Annotated in this window: 19 protein-coding genes; 11 read left to right on the forward strand and 8 right to left on the reverse strand. The window is 66.8% G+C overall.

The window, feature by feature from the left end:
* A partial coding sequence (locus NTY77_19285; protein MCX5797639.1) for a BrnT family toxin occupies window positions 1-63 on the reverse strand: 63 nt, incomplete at its 3' end.
* A gap of 447 nt (window positions 64-510) precedes the next feature.
* Here NTY77_19285 and NTY77_19290 point away from each other — a divergent pair.
* The 5 genes from NTY77_19290 to NTY77_19310 all read left to right on the forward strand — a co-directional run bounded on the left by NTY77_19290 (window position 511) and on the right by NTY77_19310 (window position 3,746).
* Window positions 511-846, forward strand: coding sequence for a type II toxin-antitoxin system RelE/ParE family toxin (locus NTY77_19290; GenBank protein ID MCX5797640.1), 336 nt, complete (start codon window positions 511-513; stop codon window positions 844-846).
* Entirely contained in the window at window positions 843-1,160 is a 318-nt protein-coding gene (locus NTY77_19295; GenBank protein MCX5797641.1) for a helix-turn-helix transcriptional regulator, read from the forward strand. The genes NTY77_19290 and NTY77_19295 overlap by 4 nt, the downstream gene beginning before the upstream one ends.
* A gap of 15 nt (window positions 1,161-1,175) precedes the next feature.
* Window positions 1,176-2,192 carry a transcriptional regulator gene (locus NTY77_19300; protein MCX5797642.1) on the forward strand — a complete coding sequence of 339 codons (1,017 nt, stop codon included), beginning with the start codon at window positions 1,176-1,178 and terminating at the stop codon, window positions 2,190-2,192.
* A gap of 227 nt (window positions 2,193-2,419) precedes the next feature.
* The gene (locus NTY77_19305; protein MCX5797643.1) at window positions 2,420-3,079 is read left to right on the forward strand and encodes a peptidoglycan recognition family protein; all 660 of its coding nucleotides are present in this window, start codon (window positions 2,420-2,422) and stop codon (window positions 3,077-3,079) included.
* A gap of 4 nt (window positions 3,080-3,083) precedes the next feature.
* Window positions 3,084-3,746, forward strand: coding sequence for a DUF1287 domain-containing protein (locus NTY77_19310; protein ID MCX5797644.1), 663 nt, complete (start codon window positions 3,084-3,086; stop codon window positions 3,744-3,746).
* A 10-nt stretch (window positions 3,747-3,756) separates the two neighbouring features.
* Here NTY77_19310 and NTY77_19315 read toward each other — a convergent pair whose 3' ends face one another.
* The 3 genes from NTY77_19315 to NTY77_19325 are packed head-to-tail and all read right to left on the reverse strand — an operon-like array spanning window position 3,757 to window position 8,635.
* Window positions 3,757-5,379, reverse strand: a complete 1,623-nt coding sequence (locus tag NTY77_19315) for a CapA family protein (protein MCX5797645.1) — start codon at window positions 5,377-5,379, stop codon at window positions 3,757-3,759.
* A 10-nt stretch (window positions 5,380-5,389) separates the two neighbouring features.
* Window positions 5,390-7,798 (reverse strand): DUF3160 domain-containing protein, encoded by a 2,409-nt coding sequence (locus NTY77_19320; protein ID MCX5797646.1) that lies wholly within the window; start codon window positions 7,796-7,798, stop codon window positions 5,390-5,392.
* Window positions 7,799-7,855: 57 nt separating this feature from the next.
* On the reverse strand, window positions 7,856-8,635 hold the full coding sequence (locus NTY77_19325) for a hypothetical protein (GenBank protein ID MCX5797647.1): 780 nt from the start codon (window positions 8,633-8,635) through the stop codon (window positions 7,856-7,858).
* A 447-nt stretch (window positions 8,636-9,082) separates the two neighbouring features.
* Here NTY77_19325 and NTY77_19330 point away from each other — a divergent pair, with 447 nt between their 5' ends.
* The gene (locus tag NTY77_19330; GenBank protein MCX5797648.1) at window positions 9,083-9,883 is read left to right on the forward strand and encodes a hypothetical protein; all 801 of its coding nucleotides are present in this window, start codon (window positions 9,083-9,085) and stop codon (window positions 9,881-9,883) included.
* A 25-nt stretch (window positions 9,884-9,908) separates the two neighbouring features.
* Here the strand turns inward: NTY77_19330 and pgl are convergent, their stop codons facing one another.
* Genes pgl through gnd form a run of 3 tightly spaced genes read right to left on the reverse strand, consistent with a single transcriptional unit; the run spans window position 9,909 to window position 12,996 of the window.
* Window positions 9,909-10,613 (reverse strand): 6-phosphogluconolactonase, encoded by a 705-nt coding sequence (pgl, locus tag NTY77_19335; GenBank protein MCX5797649.1) that lies wholly within the window; start codon window positions 10,611-10,613, stop codon window positions 9,909-9,911.
* A gap of 29 nt (window positions 10,614-10,642) precedes the next feature.
* Window positions 10,643-12,100: a glucose-6-phosphate dehydrogenase gene (zwf, locus tag NTY77_19340; GenBank protein ID MCX5797650.1), complete on the reverse strand. Its 1,458-nt coding sequence runs from the start codon at window positions 12,098-12,100 to the stop codon at window positions 10,643-10,645.
* Window positions 12,097-12,996 (reverse strand): decarboxylating 6-phosphogluconate dehydrogenase, encoded by a 900-nt coding sequence (gnd, locus tag NTY77_19345; protein ID MCX5797651.1) that lies wholly within the window; start codon window positions 12,994-12,996, stop codon window positions 12,097-12,099. The genes zwf and gnd overlap by 4 nt, the downstream gene beginning before the upstream one ends.
* 131 nt (window positions 12,997-13,127) lie before the next feature.
* On the opposite strand from gnd, the gene NTY77_19350 reads away from it, so the two are divergent.
* The gene (locus NTY77_19350; GenBank protein ID MCX5797652.1) at window positions 13,128-13,487 is read left to right on the forward strand and encodes a hypothetical protein; all 360 of its coding nucleotides are present in this window, start codon (window positions 13,128-13,130) and stop codon (window positions 13,485-13,487) included.
* A gap of 586 nt (window positions 13,488-14,073) precedes the next feature.
* Here NTY77_19350 and NTY77_19355 read toward each other — a convergent pair.
* On the reverse strand, window positions 14,074-15,207 hold the full coding sequence (locus NTY77_19355; GenBank protein ID MCX5797653.1) for a hypothetical protein: 1,134 nt from the start codon (window positions 15,205-15,207) through the stop codon (window positions 14,074-14,076).
* 24 nt (window positions 15,208-15,231) lie between these two features.
* Here NTY77_19355 and NTY77_19360 point away from each other — a divergent pair, with 24 nt between their 5' ends.
* The 4 genes from NTY77_19360 to NTY77_19375 all read left to right on the forward strand — a co-directional run bounded on the left by NTY77_19360 (window position 15,232) and on the right by NTY77_19375 (window position 20,079).
* Window positions 15,232-17,178: a peptidylprolyl isomerase gene (locus NTY77_19360; protein MCX5797654.1), complete on the forward strand. Its 1,947-nt coding sequence runs from the start codon at window positions 15,232-15,234 to the stop codon at window positions 17,176-17,178.
* Between the two features lie 48 nt (window positions 17,179-17,226).
* Window positions 17,227-18,123 carry a hypothetical protein gene (locus tag NTY77_19365; GenBank protein MCX5797655.1) on the forward strand — a complete coding sequence of 299 codons (897 nt, stop codon included), beginning with the start codon at window positions 17,227-17,229 and terminating at the stop codon, window positions 18,121-18,123.
* 96 nt (window positions 18,124-18,219) lie between these two features.
* Complete coding sequence (locus tag NTY77_19370; protein ID MCX5797656.1) at window positions 18,220-19,050, forward strand: hypothetical protein; 831 nt, start codon at window positions 18,220-18,222, stop codon at window positions 19,048-19,050.
* A 9-nt stretch (window positions 19,051-19,059) separates the two neighbouring features.
* Entirely contained in the window at window positions 19,060-20,079 is a 1,020-nt protein-coding gene (locus NTY77_19375; GenBank protein ID MCX5797657.1) for a tetratricopeptide repeat protein, read from the forward strand.
* Window positions 20,080-20,110: the final 31 nt, after the last annotated feature.

The following is a 20,110-nucleotide window of genomic DNA, read 5'->3' on the forward strand; positions in this document are numbered from 1 at the left end:
CGCGACGCTATGCTTGGCCTGATTTTCGCGGTCCTTGGCATCGTCCCATTCGAAGTGGATCATGTGCAATTCCAGTATATCAGATATATGGCTAATGTGCCATATCTAGATATGGCACAATCTGTTCGTGTGCGCCCTAACTCAGATTCTACGGAAACTGCATATCCTGGGAAACGGCATACTGGTATTTCGAATTATACTTCATACTCCTGCCCTTATCACCAAGAATCCCGCAGTCATGATATACGGCATACAGGTCGGCCTTTTCTGGCCACATCTCATCAGGCGCAGGCCGGCCCCGCAGAGCAGCAGGGCCATCAACTGCGGCGTGCCGCTCATGCATCCGAATATCGCGCCTGCCTCATCCTTGGTCAGGACCACGGGCAAGCGCACCCACAAGCCTGGAACTTTTTGAGGCCGGCCTCGTATATATGAGTGGGAGGGCCGCGCCGACCAAGCCTTGATTAAACATCACATATGATGTATACTGACGGCACCGAGCACCAACTCGTGCTCTTCGAAGACGAGCACGGGAGCTGCCAGGTCCGCGATTATCTTCGCGGCCAGGACAAGCGGGTCCGCGGCCATGCCGGCTGGCTGCTGCAGGTCCTGGAAGAACAGGGACACAGACTGGGCCGTCCGGCGGCAGGCCATCTGGAAGACGGCATCTATGAGCTCCGGGTCATCGTCGCAAGGCAGCATCATCGCCTACTGTTCTTTTTCGACCGTCGGTCCATCGTCGTCACGAACGCCTTTCTAAAGAAGACCGAAAAAGTCCCGGAAGCTGAGATAGCCAAAGCCAAGAAGGCTCGCCTGGAATGGGAAAGTCAGAGGGGAAGCGCATGAAAGCCGACAAAAGAGGGATCCTCCTCAGGGATTTCCTGCGCGAGGAACTCCAGGACCCCGAGATCCGGTGCCACTACGAGGAGGTCCGGGCGGAATGGCTCGCCGCCCGCGCCGTGATTCGGGCCAGGACCGCGGCCGGACTCACCCAGGCCGAACTCGCCAGGAAGGTCCATACCAGCCAGCAGTCCATCTCCCGCATCGAAGCCGGCGGACAGAACACCTCCGTGGCTATCCTGCGCAAGATCGGGCAGGCCCTGGGCATGGAGCTCCACATCGACTACAAACCCAAAGGCCTCAAGCTCAAGCATGCCTGACGCGCCCCATAAACGATGAGCGAACCCTTCGATTCCGCGGTCTGCGCCAAGGCCACGCTGGACGACCTCAACTTCGACCAGATCAAGTGGTTCGTGTCCAGCGCCCGCCGCGCCCGCGGCACCTCCATCCCCAATGACGCAACCCCCCAGGACCTCCTTGAACGCCTCCACCTCATCCGCGACGGCCGCCTGACCAATGCCGCGCTCATCCTGTTCGGCCGCAAGCCGCACCTCACATCACCCCCCGTCAAATGCCTCCAATTCCAAGGCACCACAGCCCAAACGCCCCTCATCCAACAGCACGACTGCGACGGCACCATATTCGAATGGCTGTTCCAGGCCGCCTTCTTCGCCCTCAAAGCCCTCAGCCGCCCTCCCGAGAGATGGGACCTGCCCCCCTACGAGATCCCCAAAGAGGCGGTCCAAGAGGCCGTGCTCAACGCCCTGATGCACCAGGATTATTCCTCCAAAACAGGCATGCAATTGGCCCTCTTCTCCGACCGGCTAGAGATCTCCAATCCAGGCGCCTTGCCCCCTTCCCTTACTATAGACCAACTCCGCCAGCCGCACCCATCCGTGCCGGCCAACCCCTTGCTGGCCCAAGCCCTCTACCTTAACAAGAACGCCGAACTCAGCGGCGCCGGCACCATCACCATGATCGAGCTTTGCCGCAAGGCCGGCCTGCCTGAGCCCCAGTTCAAGCTCGCGGACAACGGTTTCCTGACCAGCCTGAGCCGCCGGCCTCAGCCGGCCTCCGCCCCGGATGGGGGGCAAGCCGGCGGGCAGGCCGCCCCCTCGGTCCCCCCGAATGTCCTGGAGCTGGTGCGCCTCCTTGGCCAAGCCGGCCCCTTGGGCAACGCCGAACTCCGCCAGCGCCTCGGACTCAAAGGCCGCAGCGACCTGCGCGAGCGCTTCGTATACCCGGCCTTGGACGCCGGATTGATCGAGCCCACCATCCCGGACAAGCCCAACAGCCGCCTCCAGAAATATCGGCTCACCCCCAAAGGGACAGCCCTGCTGGCAGCTCTTTAGCGGCGGCGACTGGACTGTTGACTGGACGGTCCGATTGGACTGGACGGTTGACTGGACTGTTTGACTGGACTTACAAATAAGTCAATCAAAATAAGGATAATCGACTGGACTGGGCGCAAAGTGGGTGGCAAAGTGGGCGCCCACTTAAGGGGGAGTGGGCGCCCACCATGGGGGGCCCCACCAGTCAGTGACTTGACGCAGTCCGGCCTTAAAAGTAAACTCCGCCAATGAACCGCAGCCTCGGCGCGGCCATCGCGCTGGCCGCCCTCATCTTCCCCGGCTTCGCGCAAGCCCTGCAGGTCAGCACCTACACCATCGTCAGCGAGCGGCGCCTGGAGCTGACCCGCAGCTACTGCAAGCAGCATTACGGCCTCGATTCCGCGGAGCTCAAATCGCCGCAGGTGGTCGTCATCCACGCCACTGAGCTCGCCACGCTCGCGGCCACCCTCAAGACCTTCAAGCCCGACACCATCGACCCCGGCCGCCGCTACCTGCGCCGCTTCGACCGGCTCAACGTGGGCGTGCATTTCGTGGTGGACACCAACGGCGACGTGTATTCTCTCCTTCCCTTGGATGTCATCGGCCGCCACGCCATCGGCCTCAACCATGTCTCGGTCGGCATCGAGAACGTAGGCTTCTCCGAGCGCCTCACCCCCGAGCAGTTGGAGTCCGACGCGGCCTTGGTCGAGGACCTGGTCCAAAGACTGCCCAGCCTGCGCTACCTCATCGGGCACCACGAATATGCGGACAAGTCCCTGCCCCACTACGCCCTCTACAAGGAGCTCGCGCCCGGCTATAAGCCGACCGAAAAGAGCGACCCCGGGCCGGCTTTCATGAAGACCCTGCGCGAGAGGCTCGCGGCGCGGGGCATCCAGCTGGGGACCTAAGCCCATGAGGCCACTCCTCATCGCCTGCGCCTGCGCCCTCGCCGCCGCCCCTTTGCGCGCCGAGCCCAGCCGGTCCCGCTTCATCGCGGATTGGCTGCGGCATTATGCGGTCGGCGCGGCCGCGGCAACGCCCGCGGACGCGGCCTCCGTCCGCAGCCTCTCGGATGCGGCGCTCGCGCAGACCAAGGTCTTGACCACCTACGACCCGGCCTATGTGCGGCTCGCTTATCCGGGAGGAGACGTACCCGCCTCCCGCGGGGTCTGCACCGACGTGCTCATCAGGGCCTATCGCAAGCTCGGCGTAGACCTCCAGGTGGACGTGCGGGAGGACATGAAGGCCGCCTTCCCGGCCTATCCCAAGCTCTGGGGGCGCCGGGAGCCGGACTCGAACATCGACCACCGCCGGGTCCCCAATCTCATGGTCTTGTTCAGCCGGCAAGGCGCGGCCTTGCCGCTCTCGAAGCGGGCGGCCGACTACCGGCCCGGCGACATCGTGGCCTGGGACCTGGGCGGCGGCGTCACCCACATCGGCCTGGTCGTGGACCGCAAGAGCCAAGACGGCGCCCGCTTCCTCATCGTGCACAACATAGGGCCGGGCCCGCTCCTGGAAGACGTCTTGTTCGACTGGAAGATCATCGGGCACTTCCGCTACAAGCTGTCGCGATGACGCCGCCCGCTCAGGGGCAGTCCGCCAAAGCGGCGCAGGGCTCTTGGACGGTCCGGACGGACTTGAAGCCGAAGTCGTCCCAGGCATAGGCGGCCGCGCGGCGGCGGCCTTCCGGCAGGGCTTCCAGCAGGACCAACTCCTCGCCCCCGGCCGGCCGCTTGCGGAATTCGAAGTCGAGGAAGGGATGCGCGAACTGCGAGCCCAGCCATTTGGGATAGAGCGCGGTCCCGGAAAGGGAGAAGACGAAGAGCCGGTTGTCCTCGACCGGATGGTAGCGGGTCTTCTTGCGCAGGCCCACGCAGAGCTCCGGGCGGCCGTCGCCGTCCACGTCCGCCAGCGCGAGCTTCCAGACCTTGTAGCGATGCCGGTCCAGGGCCGGCCTGCCGAACCGGCCCGCCAGCACCGGGACCACCACCAGCTGCCCCTCTTCCTCGCCCGGCGCGCCCAACACCCCGTAGAGCCTGGCGGAGCCCGAGCTGACCAAGACCTCGGCCAGCCGCAGCTCTTTGCCGCCGGGGAAGCTCAGGGAGTCCACGGCCGCTCCTGAGGGCCCGAGCAGTTCGATCGAAGCGGAGGTGGCCCTGATCGTGCCGTCGGCCGTCGCGGTCTCCAGGATGACGGCCGCGGCGGGCTCCAGCCGGACCCGGCCTCCTGACGGCTCCGGCGCGAGCCTCACCCCATAGCCCCGGGAAAGCCTGCGCAGCCTGGCGATGATGGCCCGCGACTCTTCGGCAGTCGCGGGCCGCGGCTGATAATGCTCCACGTAGACCGGCGTGAACCCGACGTTGCGGATCCCCCCGCTGTCGAACTCGCAGTCGAACACCAGGCTCTGGGAGCGGCTTTCCTGCTTCTGGTCGAACAGGAAATTGCCCAGGCTGTAGACGATGTACTTGCCGCGGTAGAGCTCGATGCTCTGCAGGACGTGGGGATGATGCCCGAGCACCAGGTCGGCTCCCGCGTCTATGAGGCGGTGGGCCTTCTCCACCTGGTTCCAGGTCGGCTCCTCCTGGAACTCCGCGCCCCAATGCTCGGAGACCACCACGAAGTCCGCGGACCGGCGCGCGCGCTGGATGCTCGCCACCAGCTCCTCCACGCTCGCCGCGGCCGCGGCCGGACGGTCGGGGAGGCTCACGATCCCCTCCAGGAGCATGTCCTCATTGGCCAGGAAGGCGAAGGTGAGCCCGCCCTTCTTGACCATGACCGGCTCCTGGGCCTGCTTCTGGTCTGGCCCCGCGCCCAAGGGGACCATCCCGTGCTTGGCGATGTTGTCCTTGGTCTCCAGCAGGGCCTCGCGGCCCCAGTCGATGGAATGGTTGTTGGCCATGGAGACCAGGTTGAAGCCCGCCAGCCGCAGGGCCTCAAGGTATGCGGGCTTTGCGTGGAAGCTGTAGTTCTTGGGCAAGGGGCTGCCCGCGGCGGAGGCCGGGCACTCCAGGTTGCAGAAAGCCAGGTCGTGCCCGCGTATGAGGCCGGAGACGGCGCGCAGCGGCGCCTCGACGCCGTCCCTTTCGATGATCTTGCGCGGCTCGCGGTCGAGCAGCACGTCTCCGACCGCGCAGAAGCGCACGGGCGCGGCTCGCGTCAGGCCCGCGAGGCCGCAGAGCAGCAGCCCGGCGCACGCCAGCCTGCGCATGGGCCGCGCCCTATGAGCCCGTGTCGTAATCGAGCGTCTTCCAGCCGGAATCCTTGCCGATGCGCTCGCGCACCACATCGTCATCGACGTAGGCCGGCTTGGGCTGCTCCACCGCCGTGTCGTTGCAGAACGCGTCCGTCCAGGAATCCCGCGGCGGCGCCTTGCCGGCATCGAGCATGGCCTGCCATTGCTCGTCCGTGAGCCTCTGGGAAAGAGGCCGGGTGAACTCGTAGTGGGTGAAGGCCGCTCCCCGGGTCAGCTTGAGCCTGCCCTCCAGCTCGACTACAGCGTATATCTCGGCCGCGTCGCCCACAGCTTCCTCCAAGGCCTCGTCCTGGCCGGTCCGGGTGTGGACATCCGCCACCAAAGCCGCGCGCTGCTTATCATCATCCAGCGGACCCTCCATGGCCATGTCGCCGATGGATTTCGTGAGGCTCTGCAGCAGGCCGCCGAACCTGCGGATCTGCTCGTATTCGCCGAGGGTGAGGGGCAGACCGGCGAGCTCCTTGGTGGACACCGCTTCCAGGAAGGAGATGGTATCGGTCAGCCGGTCGAAGATGGACTTCATATCCCCATCGGGAAGACCGTATTTCTCAAGGCCTTGCTTGTTCTGCTTGAGCAGGTCCTTGAGCCGGCCGTAGAACTCCAGGTTCGGTTCCACGTAGCCCTTGGGCGGATCCGGTATCCAGGTCAGGCGCAGGTCCTCGTCGCCGCCGCCGCATTCGAAGGCGCCGCTCTGCTTGGCGTACAGGATCGTGTCATGGCGCAATTCCGTCCAGCTCCCCAGCACGGTCTGCAGGCTCTTGGCCGGGTAGGCCTCGCTGCGCATGAAGAACGGGTACGGCGCCGAGAGCCTCGACACCAGCAAGGGCTTGAGGGTCCACAGCCAGCCGTAGTAGAGGTTCTGCCGCCAGTCCTCGGGCTTCAAGCCCGCGAAGAGCGCTTGGGTCTTCTTGAGCTCCTCGGGATAGGCCGGCCACTGCGCCCAGGTGTCCTTGTACCGGTCCTGCATCAGATCGGCCGCCAGCTCGCTGCCCAAGCCGGCCATGACGTCGAGCGCTTTGGGCATGGGACGGCTCATGTTGGTGAGCCGAGTGAAGATATCGGAGTCCGGGATGTAGCGCTGGCCCATGAACTTGAAGAGGACCAGCTTCTGCGCGGAGCCGGGGGCCAGCGAGCGGAGCTGGTCGATCTGGGCCAACTCCTCGGCGGCCTTGGCGAGCTTCTGGCGCATGTCCGCGAGCCTGGCCGGGTCGTGGAACTGGCCCCAGCCCGCGCCCGCGAAAGCCTGCGGGAGCGCCTTGAGGTACTGCTCCGGGCCGAGCTCGTCGGAGAGGCCGGCGTAGAAAGCCGTGGGCTCATACACCGCGCGCCAGAGCTCGATGAGGGGCTTCTCCCGGGATCTCATGTTCTGGAGCTGGTAGGCGATGAGCAGGCTCTGGGCCAGGCCCGTGTCGTCGTTGATGGGCAGGCCGTAGGTCCCGAACCACATCATGGCCTGGAAATAGGCCGTGAGCTCCTTGCTGCGGGTGTAGTGCCCCCTGGGGGTGAACTGCGAGTAGTCCACCCTGAGCGCCGGGTCGGACTTGAGGATGAGCGGGGAGTCCAGGCCTTGGTGCTTCTCGCAGCGGGCCGCCTCCTCGAGCACCAGCGCCTTGACCTCCGGGGCCACGGCGCCGGCGTCCTGGCCCTGGAGGAAATACAGGGGGACGCTGAAATAAGCCATGTTCCGGCGCGCCGCTTCCTTGAGGGCGGGGTCCTTGGTCTGGGAGTAGAGCGCGCTGGACTCGCCGAGCATGCGCTGGCAGAGCTCTTTCAAAGTCTGCGAGAGACGGCCTGCCTCGAGCCGGCGCAGGCTGGCGTCGAAGAACTCGTGATAGACCTGCAGGATGACGTCGGTGGTGACGAGGTTGGGCGCGCCCGAGTAGTCGTTCTGCTCCAGTATGTTGAAGAGCTGCTTGGACTTGGTGGGCAGGACCAGGAAGCCGTTGGCGGCCAGCAGGCCGGATTGGGCCTCGTTGAAGGCGGGGAACTGGAACTTGTTGAGCACGTTGCCGAGGGCGACCTTCTCCTTGCCGTTCTCCGTTATGTAGTCGCGCTTGGCCAGCTCTTTTTCCAGCCTTTCCAGGAGCGCGACGTTCTTGCGCTCCACGGGGGACAGGGACGCCTCGCTGTAGTCCTTCTTCGGCTTATAGCCTTTGCCCATGAAATAGGAGTGGAGCTCGTAGGTCTTGAAGGGCCGGCCGTGCCTGGCGAAGACCTCGTTGCGCATGAGCCAGAGCTCTTGGAGGGTCTTTCCGGACAGGTCCGATTCGGAGAGGAGCGCGGCCGCGGCTGCCGGGGTCTTCGTGGGCGCGGGCTCGGCGCAGCGGGCGGGGGAAACCGTCAGGAGTCCAAGGACGAGGGCTGGTAGGATCATGCGCATACTATACAAAAGCCCTATCCATCCGTCCCTTCAGCGCCGCCAGATGGATCGTCAGCGCCTGGCCGTGCAAAGGCCGGCCTTGCTCAACTGCTCCGGTGTGAGCGAAACCCAGAAGAGCAGCGCGGCTTTTATAGCGGGGAGATTGCCCTCCTGTGAGTGGGCTCGCATCTTCCCTTCCGCATCCTTGGTCAACTCGACCAGCTTGTCCCAGGGTTCCTTGCCGGGGAATTGGAATCCTATCGTGAATCGATCGATCTCGCGCTTCCCCGCGAGGTTGGCCACCGTGATCTTTGTCCCAAAGACTACGCCGTGCGGCGCGGACATGTCATCCGGCGACAGCCGGATCAGATCGAGCTGGCTCTGCGACATGCCGAAAAAACCCGGCCGGCCCTCCTGGTCGGCTGCGGTCATCACGGGCGTCGTGTCCTTGCCGATGCTGCCGTCCGGCCGGCGGGCAGGCCCGCCTTCCTTGCCTTGGACGCACACGACGAAGGCCTTCCCATGGGCGACAGCGACCAGAGTGTGGCCGTCATCGTAGCGCACATGGCCCTTGGGCAGGGAGACGCGGACAGGAATGGGATCTGCGACGGTCATGATCGCTTGCGCGTTGTCCAGCATTTTGGCCGACCATTTCGGCTCCAGCGGACCATCATGGTAGTAATTCCCCTTCAACCCGAGCGCCAAATGAGGTTCCACCTCGGCCAGGAACTGACTTGGGTCGGACGCGGGCTTCCAAGTCTGCAGTTCTCCCTGCCCGTCAGGCTTGCCGCCGCTGCCGGACTGCGCCGAAATAGGGAGAAGGGCAGTCAAGCAAAGCGCGCTTATCAGCATGCGTTTTCTCACCAGGCCTCCCGGGAGTAATCCCGCGGATATCATATATATTACCGGAGGCTCGATCCTTGTTAGCTCGACTTCACCCACTTTTCCTAAGCTGCGGATAGCAGCCCCCTGCCGTGCGACGGCGTTCTCCTTACGCACGGCACGCAGCGCGGAAGAGATTGTTTCTTGGACACTGTGTCCGGACACAGCCGTCGGGCGCTGACCTTCGGTCAGCGCGGGTTTGGCGGCTGCGCCGCCAAACCTCTAAAAAGAATGCCTGGTCCCCAGGGTAGACGATCTTCTCTTGCCTTTCACCGACCATAAGGCGGCCGACGGCTTTGCGCGGTCAAGTCCGTAAGAGCCCGCCTCAAACGTCGGGGCGTCGAGGTCGTGTTCGTCATCATAAAGATCCGCCGCCACATGCCGCCCGTCCGGCCCTATGGTATGATAGCCGAAGCGGTGAAGCTCACGAAAACGTCCGGCCTGTCTCTTGGAAACCAGCTCATCCTGCCCGCGATCCTGGCGGCTCTGGCCGGAGCGCCGCCGGCCTGGAGCAGCCCGCAGGACGACTGCCCCGCCCGCTACCAGGATTCCTATGCGGATTCCTGGCGCCTGACCCGCGAGTCCTGGAACGCCTCCTGCGCGGACCAGTTCAAGCCCGAAGACATCCTGGCCAAGACCCAGCAGACTTTCATCAGCGCGTGCCGGGAACGCTTCAAATCGATCGTCGAGCAGAAGCGCACCGTGGATGCCACCATCTGGGGCTACTGCGCGCAAGGCCGTCCAGGCGAATCCCGCTTGGAGACCATGTTCGACCTCCCCCCGGTCCCCGCGCCGGCCGCCGCCCCCGCGGCCCAGCCCGCCAGCCCCGCCCCGGCCAAGAAGGGCCGCGCCGCCGGACGGTTCTATGACCTCGTCCGCACCAAGGGACACCGCTACCGCGGCACGCCCATAGACGGCTACCTCTACGGCAACGGCATCTTCGTGGGCGAGTATCATGACAAGGCGGTCCCGCCCTACTGCAAGCTGGAATTCCTGGCCTACTGCGACGGGCTCGACAAGGATAAGAAATGCCACACCGTGCGCCCAGGCAGGATCACGGACAAAGGCTGCACCGGCCGCGTCGAGGACATGGACATCGAGTGGGACGGCGGAGCGACCATGTCCTGCGGCGAGAAGCCGGCGCAGTGGGAACAGGCGCAGGTGGACGCCGTCTTCGACTTCGCGATCGCCACCGTCGAGATCGGCTGCGGCAAATAGGCGCCGCCCCGCCAGCCGGTCATCACTACTGAGATGTCGGTGCGACGCGGCAAGCGGCTTCCTGGTCGATGAGGAACACCCCGCGGCCTTCGCCGTGCCAGACCATCTGCGCCGGCAGCAGCGGCGGGTCGGCGACCGGACCCAACACCGCCTTCACCACGGCGGACTTACCCCGACCGCACGCCAGCAGCAGCCTCAGCCTGGATCCCAGGAGCACGGGCATCGTCAGCGTGAGCCGGTCAGCCACCCCTTTGGGAGAGCGCGACGCCGCCACCCAGCCGTGCCTCTCCGCCAGCTCCGGCCCCCCCGGGAATAGCGACGCCGTGTGCCCATCCTCGCCCAGCCCCAGCAGACACAGATCGAAGCTCGGCCAAGACTGGCCCGGGAAGCGCCCCCTGAGCAGAGCCTCATAGGCGGCCGCATCGCGGGCCGGGTCCCCCGAGCCCGTGGGCATCGGATGGATGCTCTCCTTGAGGATCGGGACCCGGTCCAGCAGCGACTCGCGCGCCAGGCGATAGTTGCTCTCCTGGTCATCGTAGGGGACATAGCGCTCATCCACCCAGAACACCTCGGTCTTCTCCCAGGGCAGACTCTGGAAGCGCTCTTCGGTCAAGAGACCAAACAGCAGTTCCGGGGTCCTGCCGCCGGAAAGGGCGACGCGGAACACGCCCCGGCTGCCGCTGGCTGTCCGGGCCTGCTGAGCCCACAGCTCCGCCGCCGCCTCGGCCACGGCCGCGGCGCCCCGCTCCTGTCGGAGTTCTATGGCCGCCTCCAGGCCCGGCCCTCGTCCTCGAGCAGACGGTCGGCCTCGGCCGGCCCCCAGGCTCCCGGGCCGTAGGAAGCGAGGGGCAGGTCGGCTCCGAGCAGCGGCGCGATGAAGCGCCAGGTCTCCTCCAGCGCGTCCTCGCGCGGGAACAAGGTCTGGTCGCCCAGCATCACGTCGAGCAGCAGGCGCTCGTAGGATTCCGGGGGATTCTCCCCGAAGGCCTTGGCGTAGTCGAAGTCCATGGTCAAGGTCCCGATGCAGGTCTTGGGCCCGGGCTTCTTGGCCTGGATGGCCAGCGACATCCCCTCCGCCGGCTGGATGCGGAAGACCAAGGTGTTGGCCTCCAGGTTGGACGGCACGAGCGGCCTGAACATGGAGTGCGGCACGTTCTTGAAGACCACCGCGATCTCCGCGCTGCGCTTGGCCAGGCTCTTGCCCGTGCGCAGGTAGAAGGGCACGCCCTCCCAGCGCCAGTCCTCGACCTCCACGCGCAGCGCCGCGTAGGTCGGCGTCTTGGAGGCGGAGGCGACCCCGGGCTCGCCGCGGTAGCCCGCGTACTGGCCCAGCACCACCCCCTGGCCCGGCGCGGCCGGGTCCAGGGGTTTGAGCGCGCGGAACACCTTGATCTTCTCGTCGCGCACACGGTCCGCCGCGAAGCTCGAAGGCGGCTCCATGGCCACCAAGGCCAGGAGCTGCAGCATGTGGTTCTGGAACATGTCGCGCAGCACGCCCGAGCGGTCGTAGTAGCCGGCGCGGTGCCCGACCCCTTCGCTTTCCAGAACCGAGATCTGCACGTGGTCGATGTAGGTCCGCTTCCAGATCGGCTCGAAGATCGCGTTGGCGAAGCGGAACATCAGCACGTTCTGGACCGTGTCCTTGCCCAGGTAATGGTCCATCCGGTAGACCTGCGGCTCCTTGAGATGGTCGCGGATCTCTCCGGCCAAGGACAGGGCGCTGGCCAGGTCGTTGCCGAAGGGCTTCTCGAAGACCACCCGCGACCAGCGGCCCGGGCCCTCATCGAGCAGGCCGGCCTCGCCGAGCTTGTGCGTCACCGGGTGGAACAGGTCCGGGGGCAGGGCCAGGTAGAAGATGACGTTGCCCCGGGTGCCGTGCTGGGCGGAGAGCTCCTGGAGCCTGCGGCCCAAAGCCGCGAAGGTCTCGGCCGCGCCGTAGTCGCCCTGCAGGTAATAGAGGTTCTTGACGCCGGGCGCCTGGGCGCGCCACGCGGCCTCGTCCATCGGCGCGCGGCCCAGGCCGAGCACGAAGAAATCCTCGGGCAGAAGCCCCCGGGAGCCCAGGCCCTGCAAGGACGGCAGGATCTTGCGCGCGACCAGGTCTCCGGAGGCGCCGAAGAGCACCAGGCCGCAGGGATCGGGCTTGTTCTCGAGGCAGAGGCCCTCGTGGATGCTGAACTTGAGCCCCGGCCCGTGGCGCAGTTCGTCCTCGCTCACTTGGCCCTCCGGACCGCGTGCCCGCCGAACTCCTGGCGCAGGGCGGCCAGGACCTTGTCCTGGAAGGAGTCGTTCATCCGGGACCGGAAGCGCTCGAAGAGGGACAGGGTGATGGTCGGCGCGGGTATCCCGAGCTCCACGGCGTCGAGCACGGTCCAGCGGCCTTCGCCCGAGTCCGCCACCCAGCCGCGCAGGCTTTTGAGCGTCGGGTCCTTGCGCAGGGCCTCCTCGGCCAGCTCCAGCAGCCAGGAGCGCACCACGCTGCCTTGGTTCCAGAGCCGGCACACGCCGTGCAGGTCCAGCGGGAAGGGAGAGCCGCGCAGCAGGGCCAGGCCCTCGGCGTAGCCCTGCATCAGGGCGTACTCCACGCCGTTGTGCACCATCTTGGTGAAATGCCCGGCTCCGGTCGGGCCCACCAGCGCGTAGCCGTCCTTGGGGGCCAGCGTCTTGAGCGCCGGCTGCAGGCGCCGGAAGTCCTTGGCCGCGCCGCCGGCCATGAGGCAGTAGCCTTCCTTCAGGCCCCAGATGCCGCCGCTGACGCCCACGTCCATGAAGGCCGCGCCGCACCGGGCCAAGGTCCGGTCGTGGCGGGCGGCGTCCTTGTAGCGGGAGTTGCCGCCGTCGACCACCAGGTCGCCGGGGCGCAGGAGGCCGGCCAAGGCGTCCACCGCGTCCCAGACCGGCTGGCCCGCCGGGATCATGAGCCAGACCACGCGCGGGGCCTTGAGCTGGCGCACCGCGTCTTCCAGGGACGAAGCCTTGCGCAGGCCCGAGCGCGCGGCCCGGGCGCGCGCCGCCGCCGAGGGGTCGAAGCCGACCACCTGATGCCCGCCCTTGATGAGTCGCACCGACATGTTGAGCCCCATGCGGCCCAATCCGACCATGGCTAGACGCATAAGCACCTCCGGAGTCCTGCAATTATAGACCTAAAGGCGCGGGCAAGCAACGGGGTCGGGCTGTTGCCGAGGAGCGAAAAAGGCGGTACTATCTGTATGAGTGGCGCGGCGTTGCGCGCAGGAGAAAGCCCATGTGCCTGAGAACACCAGCAGCCGATCCCAGCGAGTGCGACTGTTACGAATGCGTCGAGGCCCGCAGAAAAGCCGCGGCCCAGAGCCAAGGCGCGCAATGCTGCCAGCCGCAGCCCGCGCAAGAGCCGGACGTGCTGGAATCCTGGCGCGGCGCGTTCCAGGAGGCCTACCGCGAGGTCCAGCTGGAGATCTTCAAGGCCAAGATCAAGAAGGACCTGTCCAAGACCATGGAGAAGACGGCGGCCTTGGTCATGGAGACCATGATCACCGAGATCCGGGAGGCCACCCGGCGCGAGCATTCCCAGAAGGACCTGCGCGAGAAGCTCACCAAGATCATCGAGTCCGCCGGCGGCGACTGAGTCCTCGCGGCGTCACGGAGTGAGGCCCTCCTGATCTTTTTTTGGGGGGCCTCTTTCTTTAGCCCGGAATAATCAGATGGCGCCTGCTGGAGAAGGGTCTCCCTTGCGAGCACGAATGAGGCGCAATCGAGCGCCATACGAGGGCAGCCGGCCTACGTTTTTAAAAAAATAACGTTGAGAATATCGGCGCTATTCACATCGCGCGCGCGATGTGAATAGCGCTGCAAAATAAAGAACAATTTTTTAAGAAACGGAGGGAAACGAAAGCCCGTCAAAGAAATCAGAAGCCTGCCGAAGAAGGCGGAAGGCCGCCAAGACCGGCTGACCATCTGAAAAAACACACATAGGGAGCCCATTGAAGTTGAAAACTGGCGGCATATGCGCTTGGGTCGCTCAATCCGAGTCTATCCGAGAATCTGCGAAGTGAAGCCTCGTCCGAGGTGAGCAATGTGCATATGCCGCCTGCGCTGGCGGCAACATGAGGAAAAACTGGTTATTTTCAAGCACGAACAATTCTCTAAGTCGCCATCATCCCAAAAGCCCGACTGAATGATCCAGGTCAGTGAGGAGGGGCTGTCGGCGGAGACTACGGGGCGGGCAGGCCGGGCGGAGCCACGGCCGGCGCGGTGGAGACTGCGGGCGCGGCTCCGGAGATCGTGCCGCTGGATACGCCGGGCAGGACCGGCACCGCGACCGTGGGGCTTGAGACCGCGGGCGGCGGAGACTGGACGGTGGAGGTGGAGAGCGCCGGCGCGGCTGCCGAGATCGTCCCGGTGGATACGGCGGGCAGGGCCGGCGCGGTGATTGTCGCGCTGGAGACCGCAGTCGGGGCCGTGGCCGTGGAAACGGCCGGCGGCAAAGCGAAGGACCGCGTCCCGGTCGAGACCGCCGGCCTCGGCATGCCTGCGGCCGTCCCGGTGGAGACGGCTGTGCCCAGCGCCTGCGCGCCGGGATGCAGCGAGGCGTAGAGGCTGGCGGAGATCTTCGACGCCAAAGCGGGCACCAGCGCCTTCCAGCGGTCCAGGAGCTGCTGAGGCAAGGTCTCGAACTCGTAGAGGGTGCGGGCGCTGGCCGGGTCATCGGCCTGGTCCTCGTGCTTCCAGAGCGGGTGCATGGTCTGGCAGCGGAACATCCGGCTGGTGGCGTTCAGCGTGGGAATCATGTTGCCGTCGTCGTCCGCGGACAGCAAGGGGAGCAGGTTGACCTCCAGGACCAAAGCGTCGTCCCAGGCCAGGAACCTCGAGTAGTCGCGCGGGTGCGGCAGCGCGGGATTCGGGCTGATGTACCTGTTCTGCCAATCCAGCACGTCGCTGGAGCGGTTCCAGCCGCGCAGGGTCGCGGTGTCCGCCTCCGCCTCCGCCACCGGGATGAAGCGTCCCGGGAAATCGGTCTTGGCCAGCTCCTTGAGCAGCGCGGCTTCCAGCAGGTCCCGGGACGGCCAGCGGGGGACGTATTTGGCGAGGGTGTCGGCGGCGGCCTTGTAGCGGTCCTCCTGGAAGGACGAGACCGCGTAGCTGATGCCCGGCAGCATCTTGGCCGCGGCCTCGGCCTTGGACTCGCTGTCCGTGATCACCCACGGGGCCGGCGCCGGGTAGACCAGCAGGATGGTGCGCTGGCTCTTGGCGATGGCCTGCGGCACCAGGACGGGCTCGCCGACCGACACGCAGGCGCCGCAGCAGAGCGCCAAGCCCGGGAGCCAGAGCCTTCGTATTGTCGCCATTGGGGTAAGGATATATAATTTCGCATGCGCCTTCTAATACCAGCCGGGCTCTGGCTCATCCTCGTCGGCGGCGCCCAGGCGGCGCCGAAGACCGCCCATCAGCGGCACAAGAACGCGCCGGCGCCGGCAGGGCCGGCCGTGAGCGAGGCCGCCATCAGGCGCGAGGCCGACCTGCGCGCGGCCGATTCGGAGGTCCTGCGCCGGGCCGCGCGCTCCGGCCCGGGCCGGCTGCGCCGCGAGGCGTTCCGGGCCATGGGGCGCATCCAGTCGCCGTCCTATGCCGACGACCTCGCGGCGGCGCTGTCCTCCGGCGACCCGGAGACGCGCTCCGAGGCGGCCTTCGACCTCGGGCAGCTGGCTTTGCTGGAGCCGGTCGACGCGGATGAGGCTGACGCGCAGAGGCTGGGAGAGCTGCGCGGCCGCGAGGCCGCGGCCCTCCTGCCGTCGCTGAAGACGGGGTCCCGGGAGCTGCGCTGCGCCGCGGCCGAGGCTTTGGGCAAGGCCGGAGGCCCGGGCGTGGAGAAGCTTTTGGTCGAGGCCTTGCGCGACGACGCGGCGTGCCTGCGCGGGGAGGCGGCGTTGGGCCTGTTCCGCCTGCGCTACCTCAAGCGCATCCCGGAGTACTCTTCCGCCGCCGCGGCCGGGCTGGCCGCCGCGGTGCGGGCTCCGGACCCGGAGCTGCGCTGGAAGGCGGCTTTTGCGTTCTCGCGCTGGCCCGAGCCGCGCGCCGCCCAGGCTTTGAGCGCCGCGGCGCATGACGACGACGCGCGCGCGAGGCTCTTCGCGATCCGGGCTTTAGGCCTGCTCAAGGCCGCCGCGCCGGCGGATGTCCTGCGCGCGGCGCAGAAGGACCCGGACGCGATGGTCCGGCGGGAGGCCGTGGCCGCGCTGGGAGCCGGCGGCCAAGCGGGCCTGCTGGATGAGGCGGTCTTCCACGACCCCTCCGCGCACGTGCGCGCCGCGGCGGCGGAGGCCCTCGCCGACCCGGCCCGGCTCGACGCTCTGCTGGCGGACGCTTCGCCCATGGTGCGCGCGGCAGCGGTCCTGGCGGTGCCCAGACTGCGCAAGGATGCGGCCGCGGTCCTGGCCAAGGAGAAGGCCTCCCCGCATTGGTGGGTCAAGTCGCGGGCCTATCTGGCCATGGCCGAGGTCCCGGGCTCGCGGGCGGATCTCTTGGAGGGTCTCAAGGACCCGGACCCGCGCGTGGCCGCCGCGGCCCTGGAGGCCGTGGCCAAGTCCACCGAGGCCTTCGTGGTCCCGATCCTGGACCGCATCTTGCGCGATCCGGAGTCGGCCCTGGAGCTGCGCGGAACGGCCGCCGACGCCGCGGGAGAGCGCAAGAGCGCCCTGTTGCTCGACGCTCTGGAGGCGGCCTGGAAGAACTCCCAGGGCCGCGAGTGGCCCGAGATCCGCGACAGCATCAAGCGCGCCGCGCAGGAGGCCATGGCCCAGCCCGGCTACGCGGGGCGGCCGTATTTCTTCTCCGAACCGCCCGCGCGCGCCACGGCCTCGCCGTACCTGGGGGAGAAGCCGGCGCCGGCCTCGGTGGTGCTGGAGACGGAGAAGGGGGACATCGAGCTCGCCTTGGCCGTGGAGGAGGCGCCGGTCCATGCGGCGGCCTTCCTGCACAGCGTGAGCTCCGGCCTGTACAACGGCCTGACCTGGCACCGGGTGGTCTCCGGTTTCGTCATCCAGGGCGGCGACCCGCGGGGCAGCGGCTGGGGCGACGCGGGCTTCTTCCTGCGCGACGAGATCAGCCCGCTGCGCTTCGAGAGGGGGACGGTGGGCATGCCCAAGGCGGGCAAGGACACCGGCGGCTGCCAGCTCTTCGTCACGCACGTGCCCACGCCGCACCTGGACGGCCGCTACACGGTGTTCGGGCGGGTCGTGCGCGGCATGGACGTGGTGGACCGCATCGAGCCGGGAGACAAGATCGTCAAGGCGCGCCTCTCGGCCCAGCCGAGCCCTTGAGAGCGGCTCGATCTTTGCGGTAGAATCTGGGCGTTCCGGGGGGGGATCATGAAAAGGTTGAGCATCGTCGCCGCGGCCGTTCTCCTGTCGTCCGTGCCGGCCTCGGCCTACTGGCTGAGCGCCGGAGCCAGCGAGGCGCGGGGGACGCAGAACTACAACGGGGTCAACGCCTTCGGCCAGGCCGGCACGGACGCCTTCAGCCTCAAGCCGATGTTCCAGTCCTTCCACTCCGACGTGTCCGGAGGCGCCTTCAACACCTACTCCCTGCGCGTCGGCTACGACTCCCAGCTCCTCGCCCTGGGCCTGACCGGCGGCGCGACTCCCAGGGTCAACGGCTACGACAACCAGTTCGGCGCGGTGGACGCGACCCTGAGCCTGACTCCCACGGGCGAGGGCGCGCGCCAGCGCATCAACGGCCGCCCGCAGGTCCAGGGGCCGGCGGAGGGCGCGGGCCTGGCCCGCATCGACATCGGCGGCAGCGCCGTTTACACCCGGCACTCGGAGCGCGTGGGCTCCGCCGGGCAGGCCTTGGGCTCGGCGACGCGCCTGGGCCAGACCGACCTGACGGCCTCGGCGGGCGTGGCGCTGCTGACCAGCCTGCTGAGCGTCGATATCACGAAATCGGTCTACGACAAGAAGCCCGCGGACCTGGACATGCGCGCGCCGCGCGTGGAGAACATCGTGGGCTTGGCCCAGGTGGCGCAAGGCTTCCCCAACAGCAGCGTCAACGCCAAGGTGATCTTCGGGCTGATCCCTTTCGTCAAGCCCTACGCGGGCTACACGCGCACGACCTTCATGGCGGGGGTGCCCAGCTCGCAAGCCTACACGGCCGGGCTCACGGTCCCGCTCGGGATCGTGGCGGTCTCCGCCAACTGGGAGCACTACGTGCAGGCCGGGCAGAGCAACCGTGATTTCTTCGGGTTTGGGGCCGGCCTGAGGTTGTAGCGCGGGCGCCTGAAAGATCGCTCTTGACAAAACCCGAAACTCCTGCAATAATCTAGTCCGCGCCGAGGAACGCTAAGCCGAGGAGGGACTCCCTCCATGACGGCCGCAATCCTTGGCCTTTTTCTTTTCTGGGCCGGCAGGCCCGCTTCGGGACAGGTCGCCATGCTGCAGGTGCTGCCCTCGGCCCGGCCCGCGCTCAAGATCCCGCACCGGCAGGTCCTCATGCTGGGCCGCAAGATCTGGTACAACGAATGCCGCGGCACCTACGCCGGCCTGACCTCCTGGAACCAAGGCGAGGAGTTCGCCTCGCTGGGCATCGGCCACTTCATCTGGTACCCGGAGGGGCAGCACGGCCCCTTCCAGGAAAGCTTCCCCATGCTCCTCGACTACCTCCAGCGCCACGGCGAAGTCCTGCCCGAGTGGCTCACGGTCGCCGTGGGCTGCCCCTGGGAGAGCCGCGAGGCCTTCCTGGCCGACATCCATTCCGAGCGCATGCGCGACCTGCGCCGCCTGCTCACCTGGACCATGCCCCTGCAGGCTCGCTTCATCGTCGAGCGCCTGGGCGCCGCCTTGCCCAAGATGCTCTCGGGCCTGCCCCGCGCCGAGCGCAAGCGGGTGCGCTTCCAGTTCTATCGCATGGCCAAAAGGCCGGCCGGGATCTACGCCTTGGTGGACTACGTCAACTTCAAGGGGGAGGGCCTCAAGGGTCAGGAGCGCTACAACGGCCAGGCCTGGGGCCTCCTGCAGGTCCTGCAGGGCATGACCGGCACGACGTCGGGTCAGGCCGCCCTTGACGAGTTCGCCGCCTCGGCGGACCGCGTGCTCACCCGCCGCGTCCTGAACGCTCCGCCGGAGCGCCACGAGGCCCGCTGGCTGCCCGGCTGGCGGCATCGGCTGCGCACCTACGCCCGCAGCACAGACTCCTAGAGCAGGCTCGTGCGCCTGATCCAGACGCTGTGCGTCGTCCTCGTCGGGCTGCTCTCCGCCGCGCAGGCGCTCGACCAGGGCCGGAGCCCGTATTGGGCCGCCTTGCAGCGCGATCCGCAGGATGCCCAAGCCAATCTCCTCTATGGAGAGGGCTTGGTCGACGACGGCGCCTATGCCAAGGCCATCCCGTATCTTCAAAAGGCCAGCGCTCTCGACTCGCATGGAGCATGGATCCGGGCGTGGGCCCTGAACTATCTGGGCAGATGCTACTTCGCTGCCGGGGACTATGCCGGGTCCAGGAAAGCCCTTCTTGAGAGCGCCCGCATGGGGGCTACCGAGAATGTCACGAAGAAGTCCAATTGGTATCTGCACCTGTTCGGGATGGATGACCTGTTCAAGACCTGGGATGTCCAAGCCAGCGAGCATTTCATCTTCCACTTCCAGACTCCTTCGGTACTCGCCGACCATGCCGACTTCATCAAAGAGCGCGAAGACGCCTTCGCCGCCATCGCGGCTTTCTTCGACGACACCCGGCTCCCTCTCAAGATCCACTATTTCGTCTGGAACTCCAAGGCCGATGCGCGCAAGAGCGTGGGGTTCGAGCTGGGGTTCGCCGTTCCCGAGCACGGCGTCATCCAGACCAGCTTCGACAACGAGACGCCCGGGCACGAGACCACGCATATCATCGCGCACTATTTCGCGGGCGCCCCCAAACGGACGATGTTGATCAACGAGGGCATCGCCGTCCATCTGAACCAGAAGCACTGGGACAATCTGGAGCTGGCCAGGAAGCGCTGGCGGTCGGACCCGAAGGGGCGGGCCTCCATCAAGGATCTTTGGAGCGGCAAGCCGTTGGACTCCTATCACTACCCGCTGGCGGGAGCATTCGCGGCCCACCTGCTCCAATGGGGCGGGAAAGAGAAGTTCCTGAACCTGATCCGGCATCAATCGTACGAAGATGCTCTCAAGATCTATGGCCCCGGACTGGACACGGCGATCCATGATTTCGAGGCGAAGCTTCGCCGCTGACGGGAAGATGGTATAATCCTGGGCACCCGGC

The sequence above is a fragment of the Elusimicrobiota bacterium genome, from assembly GCA_026388095.1.
Classification (GTDB): domain Bacteria; phylum Elusimicrobiota; class Elusimicrobia; order UBA1565; family UBA9628; genus UBA9628.